The sequence below is a fragment of the Azorhizobium caulinodans ORS 571 genome (assembly GCF_000010525.1).
Taxonomy (GTDB): domain Bacteria; phylum Pseudomonadota; class Alphaproteobacteria; order Rhizobiales; family Xanthobacteraceae; genus Azorhizobium; species Azorhizobium caulinodans.
Genome location: NC_009937.1, coordinates 1,898,296 through 1,912,882, shown reverse-complemented (window position 1 = coordinate 1,912,882; position 14,587 = coordinate 1,898,296). Strand labels below are relative to the sequence as shown.

Sequence of the window (14,587 nt, the reverse complement as noted above, 5' to 3'; positions counted from 1 at the left end):
CAAGCCTCCGCATCGCCGGCGCCGGTCTTCGGCGCGTCGGCGGCCGCCGCCGGCTCGGCCGGCTTGCGGTTGTAGAGCGAGGGATCCGTCAGGGACGTGCGGCCACCCTCGGGCGCCGAGGCCTGACGGCCGGTCTGGGAGCCGGTCTTCACCGGGCGCCCTGCCTGGAGATCATCCAGCAGCTTCTCGAGGCTCTCGGGGGTGAGGTCCTCGAAATAGTCGTAGTTCACCTGGACCATCGGCGCGTTGGCGCAGGCGCCGAGGCATTCCACCTCGAGCCAGGACAGCGCACCGTCTTCCGTCACGTGCCGCTCGGGGCCGATCTTGCGATGGCACACTTCCTTGAGCTTGTCGGCGCCGCGCAGGGCGCAGGGCGTCGTGCCGCAGAGCTGCACGAAGTGGCGGCCCACGGGCTCAAGGTTGAACATCGTGTAGAAGGTGGCGATCTCGAGCACGCGGATATAGGCCATGCCGAGCTTGTCGGCGACGACCCGGATCGCGGGCTCGGGGAGCCAGCCGCCGAACTGCTCCTGCGCCTTCCACAGGAGCGGGATCACGGCGCTGGCCTGCCGGCCTTCGGGATACTTGGCGATCTGGCGATCGGCCCAGGCCTCGTTCTCCGGAGAGAAGGCGAAGCTGGCGGGCTGCTCGGCAGCGAGACGACGGACGGACATCAGCGCGTTCCGGCTACGTGACAGTTGTTATAGGCACCGCCCGCCTGCGCGATCGCGCAATAGACGGTGACGCCGTTCTTGTAGAGCTTCAGCACCTGCGCATCGGTGTGCGCCAGCATCCCGTTGGTGCCCGGCACGCCGGACGTCGGGACGAGGGCCGCATCCACCGGCTGCCAGCCATCATTCAGCAGCGCATAGACGGTGAGCTTCTGGGAGACCACCGCAACCGGCGGCTGCGCGGGCGCTGCGGGCGCCACGATCTCGATGCTCATGGGCGCCTTCGTCGGATAGTCCGCCGCCGACGCGAAGCCGGCGGACGCCGCCAGCGCGAGAATGCCGAGCGCGAAAGCCTTCACCGATCCACCTCCCCGAACACGATGTCGAGGGAGCCAAGCACCGCCGAGACGTCGGCGAGCATGTGCCCGCGACACAGGAAGTCCATGGACTGAAGGTGCGCGAAGCCGGGAGCGCGGATCTTGCAGCGGTACGGCTTGTTGGTGCCGTCGCCGACCAGATAAACGCCGAATTCCCCCTTCGGCGCTTCCACCGCCGCATAGACTTCCCCTTCCGGCACGTGGAAGCCTTCGGTGTATAGCTTGAAGTGATGAATAAGCGCTTCCATGGAGCGCTTCATCTCGCCACGCTTGGGGGGAGAGACCTTGCGGTCCGTCGAGGCGACGGGGCCGGCCTCCTTCAGGAGGCGGTCCACGCACTGAAGCATGATCTTGTTGGACTGCCGCATCTCTTCCATGCGGACCACATAGCGGTCGTAGCAGTCGCCGTGCTTGCCGATCGGAATGTCGAAGTCGAGCTCCGAATAGCACTCGTAGGGCTGCGCGCGGCGCAGGTCCCACGGCGCGCCGGAGCCGCGCACCATGACGCCCGAGAAGCCCCACGCCAGCGCGTCCTCCAGCGTCACGACGCCGATGTCGACGGTGCGCTGCTTGAAGATACGGTTGCCGGTCACGAGCGCGTCGAGGTCGTCGAGCAGGCTCGGGAAGGTGCGGCAGAACTCGCCGATGTCCTCGACCAGCTTCTGCGGCAGATCCTGGTGCACGCCGCCCGGCCGGAAATAGGCCGCATGCATGCGGCTGCCCGAGGCGCGCTCATAGAACATCATGAGCTTTTCGCGGGCCTCGAAGCCCCACAGCGGCGGGGTCAGCGCGCCCACGTCCATGGCGAACGTGGTCACGTTGAGAAGGTGCGAGAGCAGGCGCCCGATCTCGGAATAGAGCACGCGGATAAGCTGGCCGCGCTTGGGCACCTCGATGCCCGCAAGGCGCTCCACCGCAAGGCAGAAGGCGTGCTCCTGATTCATCGGCGCGCAATAGTCGAGCCGGTCGAAATAGGGCACGGCCTGGAGATAGGTCTTGGCCTCGATCAGCTTCTCGGTGCCGCGATGCAGCAGGCCGATATGCGGATCGACGCGTTCCACCACCTCGCCGTTCAGCTCCAGCACCATGCGCAGCACGCCGTGGGCGGCCGGATGCTGGGGACCGAAGTTGATCTGGAAATTGCGGACCGGCACCGCCGGCTGCTGGCTGTCCAGGGTATGGGCCATGGCGCGCTCCTTCAGCTCGCCTTGGGCGCGGCAGGCGCGCCGGGCTGGGATGACGCCTTCTCGTCGCCGGGCAGGATGTATTCCACACCTTCCCAGGGCGAGAGGAAATCGAAGTTGCGGAATTCCTGCGCGAGCCGCACGGGCTCATAGACGACGCGCTTCAGCTCGTCGTCATAGCGCACCTCGACGAAGCCGGTGAGCGGGAAGTCCTTGCGCAGCGGGTGGCCGTCGAAGCCGTAGTCGGTGAGCAGGCGGCGCAGTTCCGGGTGGCCCGTGAACAGGATGCCATAGAGGTCGTAGGCCTCGCGCTCGAACCAGTTCGCACCCGGCCAGATGCCGGTCACGGACGGCACCAGCGTCTCCTCGCCCGCCGACAGTTTCACCCGCACGCGGGCGTTCTGCTTCAGGGAGAGCAGGTGGTAGACCACCTCGAAACGCTGCTCGCGGGCCGGATAGTCGGCGCCGCAGACATCCACGATGCAGGTGAACAGGCAGGACGGATCGTCACGCAGGAACGTCGCCAGCTTGAGGATGTGGTCCGGCGTCGTTTCGAGCGTCAGCTCGCCATAGGCGATCTTGTGGGCCACCACCGCGCCGGGCAGTGCGCCCGTCACGTGAGCCGCCAGATCCTTCAGGGTCTCGTCCATGCGCCAGTTCCTGTCGCCCGATGCGGCCGTTCAGCGTTCGATGGTGCCGGTGCGGCGGATCTTCCGCTGCAGCAGAAGCACGCCGTAGAGCAGAGCTTCCGCCGTGGGCGGGCAGCCGGGCACATAGATGTCCACCGGCACCACGCGGTCACAGCCGCGCACCACCGCGTAGGAATAGTGATAGTAGCCACCGCCATTGGCGCAGGAGCCCATGGAGATGACGTAGCGCGGCTCCGGCATCTGGTCGTAGACCTTGCGCAGGGCGGGCGCCATCTTGTTGGTCAGCGTGCCGGCGACGATCATCACGTCCGACTGGCGCGGCGAGGCGCGCGGCGCGAAGCCGAAGCGCTCCACGTCGTAGCGCGGCATGGACACCTGCATCATCTCGACCGCGCAGCAGGCGAGACCGAAGGTCATCCACATCAGCGAGCCGGTACGCGCCCAGGTGATGAGGTCATCGACGGTGGTGACGAGGAAGCCCTTGTCCGCCAGCTCCGCGTTGATCTCCTTGTAGAAGGGATCATCGGAGAGGATGGGGCGGCCGGTCGAGGGGTCGATGATGCCCTTGGGGGCTTCCGACACCAGAGGCTTCGTCGCGGACGGGGTCAATCCCATTCGAGCGCTCCCTTGCGCCACTCATATACGAACCCGACGGTCAGAACGCCGAGGAACAGCATCATCGACCAGAATCCGAGGTCACCCAGGCCGCCGAACGTCACCGCCCAGGGGAAGAGGAACGCCACTTCGAGGTCGAAGATGATGAAGAGAATCGCCACCAGATAGAAGCGGACGTCGAACGTCATGCGGGCGTCATCGAATGCGTTGAAGCCGCATTCGTAAGCCGACAGCTTTTCCGGATCGGGATTCTGGTAGGCGACGATGAACGGGGCGACCAACAGGGCCAGTCCGATCACCAGAGAAACGCCGATGAAGATCACCACCGGCAGGTAGTCCATGAGCAAGGCGTTCATGATCCGCACCTTGGGGCGCTGTGTGCAGTGCGCCTGAAGCGCACGCGCCGGCCTCGGTTGGAGGAGTTCGAAAACGAGCGAGGCTTATCGCAGCGCCAGATGGGTGGCAAGAGCGACCGGCCTTCCCCTCACCTCAAAATGTTCCAATAAGATAGTGCGACGCAACATTTTCCTCGGCAGGCGGTTTGACGCCGCCTCAAAAGCCCCGGTCCAGCTCTCGCCGATCTGTTTCACCGCCACAGGCTTACCGTAAGGTCCGCTCAGCTTCTGCTTGGCTCAACCGGCCCCGCCACGATCCTGCCGCAGGAATGCCCGGCGAGTGCTTGCGGGCCGCGCAGACGGTCATGGTGTTGCCGCACATCGGACGCGGCGCCGCATTCGCGCCGTCCGGGCCGGAGACGGTCGCGCCTCTGTAGGGCCCAGATCATTGTGCAACGCAACCTGGCGGTTTCCACAGACCGCTCCAAAGCTCCGGACGGGCGACTGGTGATACCCATTTCGGCGGTAAGTCGCATGGCCGTATGAGCCCAGCGCATGGTCCGACCGGCCGCTTGGGGGCGCGCCTGGCCGGCCATTCAGGAGGCGATGGTCTCTTTCACCGCCGCCACCAGCTGCTTCAGAGTGAAGGGCTTGGGCAGGAAAGCGAATTTCTCGCTGGCAGGGAGATTCTTGGCAAAGGCCTCCTCCGCATAGCCGGAGATGAAGATGACCTTCAGCTCCGGATGGCGGGCACGCAGTTCCCGCAGCAGGGTCGGCCCGTCCATCTCCGGCATCACCACGTCCGAGATGACAAGATCGAAGCGATGCTCGGCGGCATCCACCACGGCCAGGGCCTCGGCGCCGCCTGAGGCCGCCACCACATTGTAGCCGCGGGCCGAGAGGGCGCGGCTGGCGAAGGCCCGCACCGCATCCTCGTCCTCCACGAGCAGCACGCTCCCCTGCCCCGTGAGATCCGCCGTGCGCGTGTCAGGCTCGGCGGGACGGGCTTCCACCTCTGCCGCCTCTTCGGCGTGGCGTGGCAGGAAGACCCGGAAGGTCGTCCCCGCGCCCGGCGTACTGGTGGCGAGAATCGTGCCCCCCGTCTGCTGGACGATGCCATAGACGGTGGAGAGGCCGAGCCCCGTGCCCTTGCCCACCTCCTTGGTGGAGAAGAAGGGCTCGAAGATCTTGTCCATGATCTCCGGCGGAATGCCGGTGCCGGTGTCCACCACCTCCACCAGCACATAGTCGCCCGGTGCCACGGTGCCGTCGCCGAGCGCCGCCGTCTCGGCCGCCGTGACATTGCGGGTGCGCAGCGTCAGCGCCCCGCCGCCGGGCATGGCATCGCGGGCATTGACCGCCAGATTGACGATCACCTGTTCGAACTGGTTCACGTCCACCTTCACCGGCCACAGGTCGCGGCCGTGCTCCACCTCCAGCGTGATGGTCTCGCCGATGAGGCGGCGCAGCAGCATGGAGAGGTCCGAGATCACGTCGGTGAGCTGGATCACCTGCGGTCGCAGGGTCTGGCGGCGCGAGAAGGCCAGAAGCTGCCGCACGAGACCGGCGGCGCGGTTGGCATTCTGCTTGATCTGCATGATGTCCGGGAAGGACGGATCGCTGGGCCGGTGGCTCGCCAGCAGCAGGTCGCAATAGCCGATGATGGCGGTCAGAACGTTGTTGAAGTCGTGCGCCACCCCGCCGGCGAGCTGACCGATGGCCTGCATCTTCTGCGACTGGGCGAACTGCACCTCCAGCGCCCGCTGGGCCGTGGTGTCCACCGCATAGATGGCCGCCCCCCCGCCGGGTCCGCCCAGCGCCGCCGCATAGAGCCGCGCGGACCGGCCACCCTCGGCGGCGATGGCGATGTCCACCGCCTGCGCCGCGCCCGAGGCGCCGTCGCGCAGGGCGTCCTGCACCAGTTGCTCGACCGCCATCTGGTCCCGCTCCACCACAAGCCGTTCGAGCTTGAGACCGGTCAGCGTGCGGCCGTCGGAGAACAGGCGGGCAAAGCTGCCGTTGGCTTCGGTGAGGCGCCCCCTGGCATCGATGGTGGCCATGGCCAGCGGCGATCGGGAGAAGAAGGCGGCGTCGTCAGATCCTCGCGCCACCGGTGCGGCAAGGCTCGGCGCTGCGGCGGCCGCACGGGCGCGCGGCGCCAGAACCACCACGCATTCACCCATGGGCAGGCCACCGACGAAAGCGCGGACCGGCAGGGTGGAGCCATCGCGGCGCAGGACGTCGATGTCGAGCCCGTCCGGGTCGCTGCGCCCCTTGGTCAGGGCAGCCAGCATGGCACCGGCGGAGGACGGAGGGATGATCTCGCGGAAGGACATACGCCCGGCGCCGACTTCGGCGAGGTCGTAGCCCAGCAGCCGCGCCAGAGCGCCGTTCGCCAGCCAGGCTTCCTCGCTCGTCAGCACGAACATGCCGAGCGGGGCCCGCTCCCACAGCGCCAGCAGGCCGGCGGCGGCGGAATGTTCCGTCACCGCAGCATCGGCAGGACCAGCAGGCACGGTGGCTGCTTGAACCACGGCGGTCGCGTCGCTGCGCTCCGCACCGGTGACCGACAGCACCCACATGGCGCGGCGGCGACCGCCGAGCGGATGCACCGACACCCGCAGCTTGCGGCCGTCGGGGTCGGCATCGAAGGGGAACATTCGCGTGCAGGAGGTGCCTTCGGCGACCGCGTGCAGAATTTCCGCGAGCATCGCCTGCCCGCCGGGAATACGCTGGAGGAAGCGCTCCGGAAGGGGCGCCTGGCCTTCGCGGCTGCGGGTCAGGCGCAGATAGGGCGTATTGGCGCTCGAAATCTGCTCGCCGTCTTCCACGACGGCGACGCCGTCGCTGGTCGCCGCAACGAGAAGACGCGACATTTCATCGCCCGTCTGCGGCCGCGCGAGCCCGAAGCGGATGATGGCATTGGCGATGGAGACGAGCCCGACGCAGGCGAGCGCAGCCAGGACGGGAAGGATGAAGCTCGAACCGGACCCTTGCACCAGCACCGCCGCGAAAGCGCCCGCAAAGGCTGCTCCAGCGAGGATCAGTCTGGTGAATTGCTGCGTCTGGCCTGCGGTTGCCCGTTCCGCCGGACCGTGATCCGGGGTACCCGCTCCGCCCGTCATCCAGTCATCCTTGTTGGAAAACCCTACCATTTTGCCGCCAGCGGGCCAAGGCGAAGGTTATGATTCCCGGAAATTAACGCAAAGTAGCGGCATTGGTTGAAATCCGCGCGCGATCGTCAACAATTTCTTAGGCGATTGCCGAGGGTCTGGTTTACGCGTCCCGCTGGCGCGTTCTGTGCGGCTTCATGCTATTGCACCGCTCGTCCAGCGATGAGGAGGGTTGATGTTGCAGGATCTGTTCGGCGCGCAGCTTGAGCTTCCGGCTCGAGTGGCGATCGCCCTGGTGGTTATCGCAGCGCTGCTCGCCCTCACCATGTTCCTGGTGCGGCGGATCGGCGGCGGTGGGGGACGGGGCGGCATCGCCCGGTCGCGCCATCGTCTGGCTGTTCTCGACAGTGTTCCGGTGGACCAGCGGCGGCGTCTGGTGCTGGTGCGCCGCGACGAGGTCGAACATCTCCTTCTGGTGGGTGGCACCGCCGACGTGATCGTCGAGTCCGGCATCGGCCGCCCCGGCCGCGAGGCCCTGCCGCCCCGCGATGCCGCCCAGGCCCGCGCGCCCCTGCCGCCCCGCGATCCCCGCGAAGCGCTTCCCGGCCGTGACCCGCGCGAGACCCTGCCGCCCCGCGAAGCCCCCGACGCTCTTGCCGCGCGCCCCGCCGCGCGTCCCCTGCCCGGCCGACGCATGGCCGGCGAGGCCGAGGCCGATCTGACCGGCGTCGATCTGCGTGCCGGCGACCGCACCAAGGGCGCCGATGCCCGCTATCAGGATTTGCGCGCCGCCCGCGCCCGCCTCATCGAGCCCCGGCCGGCGGATACGCCGGTGCAGGCGCCCGAGGCCGCCCCTGCCGAGCCCCCCGCCCCCTTGGAACCGCATCTGGAGGCCCCGACTCCGGAAGCCACCCATGCACCCGTGACGCCGGACGTCGTGCCGGCCGAAGCGGCGCCGAAGCTGGAGACGGCCGAGCCCGTTCCGCCAGCGCCCGACGCGGCTCCGGTAACCGCGCCCGAACCGGCGGCGGTCGAGGCGCCGGTGGAGGTGCCGCGCCGCTCGTTCCTGTCGCGCCGTCCTCTCAGCGGGCCGGATGCGCCCGCTTTCGGCATCCGCGCGCTGCGGGATCGCAAGCTCGGGGCCACCCCGCCGGCGTCCGAGCCCCCGCTCGTCGAGCCGGCACCAGCCCCGGAAGTCGCCATTGTTCCGGTGGAAGCTGCTCCCGCACCGCTGGTGACGCCGGAACCGCCGGCCGTCGAGCCTGCACCTGTGGACGTGCCTGCCGCGCCGACGCCGAACGTCGGCGAGCGCCCGCGTTTCGAGCGCCCCTCGCTGCCGCCCCGCCGGGAATCGCTCTTTGCCAGCCGCTTGACCCGCCGCGATGACGCCGCGGGCGGCGAACCCAAGTTCAGCGGCTTCCGCCGCACCGAGCCGAAGATCGGCGAGGCGGCGGAGCGGACCGACACCGCCTTCCCCCGTGCCAAGCCCGCCGCGTCCATTCCCGCAGCCGCCGCCCCGGCTGCCGCCGCCGCGGCGATCATTCCGATGCTTACGGTGGAGGAACTGCTCGGCGAGCCGATCGCTTCGGCGGTCAAGGCCCCGGAAGTGAAGCTTCCCGATCCGGAGCCCGCCCCGGCTGCCGCCGAGGTGCCGCAGGTCGATGTGCCCGCCGTGCATGAGCCGATGGCGGAAGCCCCCGCCATCCATGTCCCGGTCGAAGAGCCGGTGGCCGCCGCGGCGCCCGAGGTGGTTGCCGTGGAAACGGTCGTGCCCGAGGTGGCCCCGCCGGTCGAGGCCCACGCCGAGCCGCATCCGGTGCCGGAGGTGATCGCCGCCGAACCGCCGATCGTTGCCGTCGTGACGGCAGAACCGGCGGTGGTGGAGGCCCCGGCGGCTGAGGCGGCACCCGCTCACGAGCCGTCCCCGGCCGCCATCGATGCGGTCGCTGCGGCGCTCGACCTGTCGGAGCCCGAGACACCGGCCGAAACCGCCGGCATCACCATCGAAGATCTCGAACTGCGCATGACCGAGATCGCCGCCGAGGAAGCCGCCAAGGCCGAGAGCGCGGAGACGGCGCCCCCCGTGCAGGAGCCCGAGGCTCCCGCCGCCGCGCCGGAACCGCCGGCTGCGGAGAAGCCGCCGGCCGATCCGTTCGACGCGCTGGAAGCGGAAATGGCGAGCCTGCTCGGCCGCCCCACCGACAAGGCCTGAGGCGCGCCCGCGGGGCGCCTCCCATCCCGATACAGAAAAGGCCGGACCTGCATGCAGGTCCGGCCTTTGTGTTTGTGGAGCGCCCGGCCTCCGCACGACCGGACAGGCAGAAACTCAGTCGTCCCGATACACGCGCTCGCGGCGCTCGTGCCGCTCCTGCGCTTCCACCGACAAGGTGGCGATGGGGCGGGCTTCCAGCCGCTTGAGGGAGATGGGCTCTCCCGTGTCCTCGCAATAGCCGTAGGAACCATCCTCGATGCGCTGCAAGGCCGCGTCGATCTTGGCGATCAGCTTGCGCTGACGATCGCGGGCCCTCAATTCGATCGAGCGGTCGGTCTCCGAGGAGGCCCGATCCGCCAGATCCGGATGGTTCTGATTCTCGTCCTGAAGGTGCTGCAGCGTCTCGCGCGCTTCACGAAGGATTTCTTCCTTCCAATTCAGCAGCTTGAGCCGGAAATACTCCCGCTGCCGATCGTTCATGAAAGGTTCGTCCTCGCGGGGGCGATAGTCCTCGTCGATGCTGATCGACATCCGCAAAGTCCTCGATACCGCTACGCCGATCCCCGTCGGGTCGGGGCGCTTATATCCAGCGCCTTGCCTCCCGACAACCGCCATGATTTCCGCAGCGCAGCATTACCGGCAAAGGTGCAGCGCCACGTCTCAGCTCCGACGGACGGCGCCGTCAGACCAAAGGATGAGAAAGAACCTGCAAGGGACATGCCGGATGGCGCGCATGAAAAAACCGGCGGTCGCTGGGGAGCCGCCGGTCGATCTTCGTCCGCCCTGTAGATCAGCCGTGCCGGCTGCTCACCACCAGGACTTGCCCATGTTGAAGGTGTAGCTGAGCGACACGCCGGCGATGAACTGGTTGGACGACTGGGTGAGGGGCGAATCCGACGCGTCACCCACCAGGCGATAATAGGAGCCGTAGACGCCGGCCTCGAAGCCGTTGCCGAAGTTCTTCGTCAGCTGCGCGGTGGCGCCCCAGGCATCGACGCCGCCCCCTGCCGAATAGACCGGCAGAGGATTGCCCACGAATCTGGCCGACACCGCCTGCAGGGGCGTCACGCCGTAATAGGCCTGCATGTAGCCGGAGCTGGCGAAGGACAGGCGCGGGCCGACCGCAAACCGCCAGGACTGATAGGGAATGATGAAATCGGCGGCGAGGTCGCCCATCAGGCCCTCATAGCCGCCGAAGCCGTAGCGCAGCTCGCCGCGCAGGCGCAGCCAGTCGAAGGCGTACCATTCGGCAAAGCCGCCCAGTTCCACCGACGTGCCGACGTCGCCGAGGCCCCTCAGCTTGGCGTTGTCATCCTGGTCGCGGCCGAGGTCCAGCTTGCCCACCGCACCGATGCGGAAGCGGCCGGTATCGAAGAAGGCGATGGACGGGTTGTCATCCACGCTGCGGAAGGCGTTGAGGCTCGAGGCCTTGGAGATGTTGAAGATCAGCTTCGGGCTGGCGGTGTAGTCGTCGCTGCCCGGATATTCCGGCACGGCCCGGATGGAGCCGCCGATGGTGAGGTACCAGTCTTCCTGCGTGCCGGGAGGAGCCGGCATGGGCGGCGCCGTGGGATAGTCCGTCGCATGAGCTTCAAGCGCGCCGAAAGACAGAAGCGCGGCGAGCGCGGCGGACGAAAGGACGGAACGGGACACCATGCACCTCACCTTGGCGGACGTCGCACACTAGCCGTTCGCCCGGCGACCGTGGTGGTAGAAATGCAACGGTGTCGCAAGGATTTGCGGCGCTTTGTGACGGCGCCTGCCGGCGCGTGCGCCCTCACGCCTGCCGTAAGGGCGTTCCTTTACCGTCCGCCCCCTCCGGCGCAGACGGGACCTCGCCCGCGTGGTGCTCCCCTGCGGGGGCTGTGCCGGCCGGTCCATGACCGGTATGGACGGCTGCCCCCTGCTCCGCATGGGCCTGGCGGGCATCGACGCGCCTTGGATGGGCGGGGGCGGTGCTGATTCCCGGCTCAAACCGCGCGTGCGTGTGATTGGCCGCACGGGCGGGATCCCTCTCCGCGCGGGCAAGGGCGATGGAATCGGAGAGACGACGCCAGCCGAACCGCACCGCTGCCGCCGCCCGGCCCGCGAGGCCATAGGCGTAGCGGGGCTGGAGCGGCGCCAGTTCCTCGATCTTTCCGCCCCGCGCGACGATGCCGTCACAGATCACATGGGCGGCGAGCGCCGCATTGGCGAGCGCATTTCCCCCGAGCCCTGCCGCATACCAGAGGCCCTGCCGCCTGAGCCCGATCAGCGGCAGTCCGTGGGGCGCACGGTCGAGGCTGAAGGCATGGGCATGCTCGGCGATGCGACGCCGCAGTTCCGGATAGACCTGCCGTGCGCGCCGCCGCAGGGCCACCGCTGCCCCGACCTCGCCGCCGGGCATCAGGGCCACGGGCGCTTCAAAATCCAGTTCGCCGATGCCGGGCGCGAAGCGGGCACCCAGCGGCCCGGGTTCGGCAACGAGCCCGGAAAAATCGGGTCGCACCGCCCGCACCGCAAAACCGCCGCGCACATAAGGCGCGACACCGAGCGCACCCGCGAGCCATGGCGCGATCCGCGCCGCCCGGCGTCCGGCGCACAGCACCACATGGTCCGCCCGCACCCGTCCCGCCGGCGTCTGGAGATATTTGCGCACACCATCAAGATCAGCGGCCAGCACCGGCGTCATCTGATACACCCGCACACCGGCTTCCATCACCGCCCGCAGCAGTGCGCCGTTGATGTCCCGTGCGTCATAGAAGATGGCGTGCGGCTCGTAGGTGGCGCCCACATAACGTTCGGTGCCGGTGATGGCGGCGATTTCAGATCGCGGCCAGCGGCGCAGCTCCAGCAGGCCGAGCATGTCCCGCGCCTCGGCCTCGGCATCGAGCCGGGCCGTCTCATGGGCAGCGCCCACCCGGAGCAGTCCGCGGCCCAGACGATCGAGCCCCAGTTCGTCGAACAAAGAGAGAGCCCCCGCCATGGCTTCCAGCGATAGATCGAAGGCGGAGCGCGCACTCTCCCGCGAGAGAGGCTGCGTGCCCTCGCTCAGCCACAGCGACAGGCCGCCGGTGAGAAGGCCGATCTGCGGCGCCGGGGCAATGAGGCTGCGCTCCAGAAGGATGACGTCGAGCCCCTGCCGCGCCAGCGTGAGCGCTGTCATGAGGCCGGCAAGGGTGCCGCCCACGACGCACACATCGGTATCGAGATCCGCCGGCGCGATGGCCGTCATCCCATCTGCCCCCAGAGCCTGATCAAGCCGGCGCGCTGCCGGTCCCGGCGCAATGCCCAGCCCTGCCGCACGGCGCGGCGGAAGGCGGTTTCCCTACGGCAGTAACTGTCGCAAATTCGCGGCACCTGCGCCAGTCTGCCCAAGGTGACGCCACGGGACCGCCATCTCGGCCGTGCTAGGATGCCCTCAACCGCCACAGAGTCGCTCCCGTGCCCATGCGCCGTCTGATCCTGCTCCGCCACGCCAAATCCGACTGGCCGGACGGCATTGCCGATCCTGAGCGCCCGCTGGCGCCGCGCGGCCGCGAGGCGGCCCCCCGCATCGGCGCCTATCTGGCGCAGGAGGCGCTCACCCCGGACCGCGTCCTCGTCTCGCCCGCCCGCCGCACCCGCGAAACCTGGGATCTGGTGGCCCCCCACCTGCTCGGCCTTCCCGAAGTGGTGAGCGAGCCGCGCATCTACGAATCCACCGCCGCCCGCCTCTTCGCGGTGATCCGCGAGCAGCCGGCGGAGGCCCATGTGCTGATGCTGGTGGGGCACAATCCGGGCCTTGAGGATCTCGCAGAGACCCTGACCGGCGGCGGCGCCCGGCCGGCCCGCGCGCGGATGCAGGAGAAATTCCCCACCGGCGCACTGGCGGTCATCGACCTGCCCATCGACAACTGGGCCGGCATCGCGCCGGAAACCGGCCGGCTCGACCGCTTCATCACCCCGCGCGGCCTCGCAGTGGAAGACTGACGCGTGCCGGCACGCATCACGCTGCTGGACGAGGCGCGCATCGGCCTTCGCGCGCTCTTCGACCGGGTGGAGGACATCGCCGCGCCGACGCTCCGCCTCGGCGTCACGGGCCTGTCGCGCTCGGGCAAGACGGTGTTCACCACCGCCCTGATCCACGCGCTCATCCGCGGTGGACGGCTGCCCGTGTTCGAGGCCGCCAATTCCGGGCGCATCGCCGGCGCCGTGCTGAAGCCGCAGCCGGACGATGCGGTGCCCCGCTTTCCCTATGAGGACCATCTGGCGCAGATCGTGGAGGCGCGGCTGTGGCCCTCCTCCACCACGCGCATCAGCGAACTGCGGCTCGAAATCCGCTACGCGCCGCCGCGCGGCGGGGAGCGCACGCTGACCCTCGATCTCGTGGACTATCCCGGCGAGTGGCTGCTCGACCTGCCTTTGCTCGACATGAGCTATGCCGACTTCTGCCGCACCAGCCTGACGCTTGCTCGCGAGGGCGTGCGTGCGCCCCTCGCCGCGCCCTTCCTCGGCGCGCTCGCCGCCGCGAGCCCCTCCGGCCCGGAGGACGAGACGGGGGCACGGGCGCTCGCCGCTGCCTTCACGCAATATCTCGCCGCCTGCCGCAGCGAGCGCGTGGCCATGAGCCTGCTGCCGCCCGGCCGCTTTCTCATGCCCGGCGATCTTGAGGGTTCGCCCGCCCTGACCTTCGCCCCGCTCGACCTGCCCTCGGACGGCAAGACCCGGCCCGGCTCGCTCGCCGCCATGATGGAGCGCCGCTTCGAGGCCTATAAGAGTGCCGTGGTGCGGCCCTTCTTCCGCGAGCATTTCGCCCGGCTCGACCGCCAGATCGTGCTGGTGGACGCGCTCTCGGCCCTCAATGCCGGCCCTGCCGCGCTCGCCGATCTGGAGCGCGCGCTGGACAGCATCCTCACCGCCTTCCGGCTCGGCCGGAACAGCATCGTCAGCACCCTCTTCCGCCCGCGCATCGAGCGCGTGCTGTTCGCCGCCACCAAGGCGGACCATCTCCACCACACGAGCCACGACCGGCTGGAGGCCATCCTCCAGAAGCTCGTCGAACGCGCGCTTGCGCGGGCCAAGGCTGAAGGCGCGCTGTTCGACGTGGCGGCGCTTTCTGCGGTGCGGGCGACGCGGGAAGCCACCATGACCCGCAACGGCGAAGTGCTCCCCGCCATCGTCGGCACGCCGGAGGCCGGGCAGGAGGTGGCAGGCCACACCTTCGATGGCGACGAAGAGGTGGGCGTCTTCCCCGGCGACCTGCCGGCGGTGCCCGATGCGCTCTTTGCGCCCGGAGGCGCGGGCTTCCGGGGCCTCTCCAGCACCGACGGCGCGGACACGGATTTCCGCTTCCTGCGCTTCCGCCCGCCCGCGGGCATTGGCGCGGGCGCTCCGCTTCCCCATATCCGGCTGGACCGGGCGTTGCAGTTCCTCCTCGGCGACCGCCTTGCCTGATCGGGTGATGGAGCG

At 69.0% G+C, this 14,587-nt stretch carries 12 protein-coding genes and 1 pseudogene; 3 read left to right on the top strand and 10 right to left on the bottom strand.

The window, feature by feature from the left end; genetic code table 11:
* Positions 1 to 8: 8 nt before the first annotated feature.
* The 7 genes and pseudogenes from nuoE to AZC_RS08645 all read right to left on the bottom strand — a co-directional run.
* Positions 9 to 674: pseudogene (nuoE, locus tag AZC_RS08675) on the bottom strand (NADH-quinone oxidoreductase subunit NuoE); the annotation flags it as partial.
* Complete coding sequence (locus AZC_RS08670; protein ID WP_043879113.1) at positions 674 to 1,030, bottom strand: hypothetical protein; 357 nt, start codon at positions 1,028 to 1,030, stop codon at positions 674 to 676. The pseudogene nuoE and the gene AZC_RS08670, both read right to left, overlap by 1 nt.
* Positions 1,027 to 2,235: an NADH-quinone oxidoreductase subunit D gene (locus AZC_RS08665; RefSeq protein ID WP_012170198.1), complete on the bottom strand. Its 1,209-nt coding sequence runs from the start codon at positions 2,233 to 2,235 to the stop codon at positions 1,027 to 1,029. The genes AZC_RS08670 and AZC_RS08665 overlap by 4 nt, the downstream gene beginning before the upstream one ends.
* Before the next feature lie 11 nt (positions 2,236 to 2,246).
* Positions 2,247 to 2,882 (bottom strand): NADH-quinone oxidoreductase subunit C, encoded by a 636-nt coding sequence (locus AZC_RS08660; protein ID WP_012170197.1) that lies wholly within the window; start codon positions 2,880 to 2,882, stop codon positions 2,247 to 2,249.
* 30 nt (positions 2,883 to 2,912) lie between these two features.
* Positions 2,913 to 3,497 carry a NuoB/complex I 20 kDa subunit family protein gene (locus tag AZC_RS08655; RefSeq protein WP_043879112.1) on the bottom strand — a complete coding sequence of 195 codons (585 nt, stop codon included), beginning with the start codon at positions 3,495 to 3,497 and terminating at the stop codon, positions 2,913 to 2,915.
* Entirely contained in the window at positions 3,488 to 3,853 is a 366-nt protein-coding gene (locus tag AZC_RS08650; RefSeq protein WP_012170195.1) for an NADH-quinone oxidoreductase subunit A, read from the bottom strand. Before AZC_RS08650 ends, AZC_RS08655 begins: the two co-directional genes overlap by 10 nt.
* A gap of 575 nt (positions 3,854 to 4,428) precedes the next feature.
* Complete coding sequence (locus AZC_RS08645; protein ID WP_043879111.1) at positions 4,429 to 6,957, bottom strand: hybrid sensor histidine kinase/response regulator; 2,529 nt, start codon at positions 6,955 to 6,957, stop codon at positions 4,429 to 4,431.
* Between the two features lie 223 nt (positions 6,958 to 7,180).
* Between AZC_RS08645 and AZC_RS08640 the strand changes: the two genes are divergently transcribed.
* Positions 7,181 to 9,157, top strand: coding sequence for a flagellar biosynthetic protein FliO (locus AZC_RS08640; protein WP_043879110.1), 1,977 nt, complete (start codon positions 7,181 to 7,183; stop codon positions 9,155 to 9,157).
* A gap of 114 nt (positions 9,158 to 9,271) precedes the next feature.
* Here the strand turns inward: AZC_RS08640 and dksA are convergent, their stop codons facing one another.
* The 3 genes from dksA to AZC_RS08625 all read right to left on the bottom strand — a co-directional run bounded on the left by dksA (position 9,272) and on the right by AZC_RS08625 (position 12,371).
* Entirely contained in the window at positions 9,272 to 9,688 is a 417-nt protein-coding gene (gene dksA / locus AZC_RS08635; RefSeq protein WP_043879109.1) for an RNA polymerase-binding protein DksA, read from the bottom strand.
* 276 nt (positions 9,689 to 9,964) lie between these two features.
* Complete coding sequence (locus AZC_RS08630) at positions 9,965 to 10,813, bottom strand: MipA/OmpV family protein (protein ID WP_052285899.1); 849 nt, start codon at positions 10,811 to 10,813, stop codon at positions 9,965 to 9,967.
* A 121-nt stretch (positions 10,814 to 10,934) separates the two neighbouring features.
* Positions 10,935 to 12,371 carry an NAD(P)/FAD-dependent oxidoreductase gene (locus tag AZC_RS08625; protein WP_012170190.1) on the bottom strand — a complete coding sequence of 479 codons (1,437 nt, stop codon included), beginning with the start codon at positions 12,369 to 12,371 and terminating at the stop codon, positions 10,935 to 10,937.
* Positions 12,372 to 12,586: 215 nt separating this feature from the next.
* Here AZC_RS08625 and AZC_RS08620 point away from each other — a divergent pair, with 215 nt between their 5' ends.
* Positions 12,587 to 13,108, top strand: coding sequence for a SixA phosphatase family protein (locus AZC_RS08620; protein ID WP_043879108.1), 522 nt, complete (start codon positions 12,587 to 12,589; stop codon positions 13,106 to 13,108).
* A gap of 3 nt (positions 13,109 to 13,111) precedes the next feature.
* Complete coding sequence (locus tag AZC_RS08615; RefSeq protein WP_012170188.1) at positions 13,112 to 14,572, top strand: YcjX family protein; 1,461 nt, start codon at positions 13,112 to 13,114, stop codon at positions 14,570 to 14,572.
* Positions 14,573 to 14,587 lie beyond the last annotated feature (15 nt).

Coding starts and splice junctions, on each gene's coding strand:
- AZC_RS08665 (WP_012170198.1), bottom strand. CDS start 2,235: ATGGCCCATACCCTGGACAGCCAGCAGCCGGCGGTGCCGGTCCGCAAT.
- AZC_RS08660 (WP_012170197.1), bottom strand. CDS start 2,882: ATGGACGAGACCCTGAAGGATCTGGCGGCTCACGTGACGGGCGCACTG.
- AZC_RS08655 (WP_043879112.1), bottom strand. CDS start 3,497: ATGGGATTGACCCCGTCCGCGACGAAGCCTCTGGTGTCGGAAGCCCCC.
- AZC_RS08650 (WP_012170195.1), bottom strand. CDS start 3,853: ATGAACGCCTTGCTCATGGACTACCTGCCGGTGGTGATCTTCATCGGC.
- AZC_RS08645 (WP_043879111.1), bottom strand. CDS start 6,957: ATGACGGGCGGAGCGGGTACCCCGGATCACGGTCCGGCGGAACGGGCA.
- AZC_RS08640 (WP_043879110.1), top strand. CDS start 7,181: ATGTTGCAGGATCTGTTCGGCGCGCAGCTTGAGCTTCCGGCTCGAGTG.
- dksA (WP_043879109.1), bottom strand. CDS start 9,688: ATGTCGATCAGCATCGACGAGGACTATCGCCCCCGCGAGGACGAACCT.
- AZC_RS08630 (WP_052285899.1), bottom strand. CDS start 10,813: ATGGTGTCCCGTTCCGTCCTTTCGTCCGCCGCGCTCGCCGCGCTTCTG.
- AZC_RS08625 (WP_012170190.1), bottom strand. CDS start 12,371: ATGACGGCCATCGCGCCGGCGGATCTCGATACCGATGTGTGCGTCGTG.
- AZC_RS08620 (WP_043879108.1), top strand. CDS start 12,587: ATGCGCCGTCTGATCCTGCTCCGCCACGCCAAATCCGACTGGCCGGAC.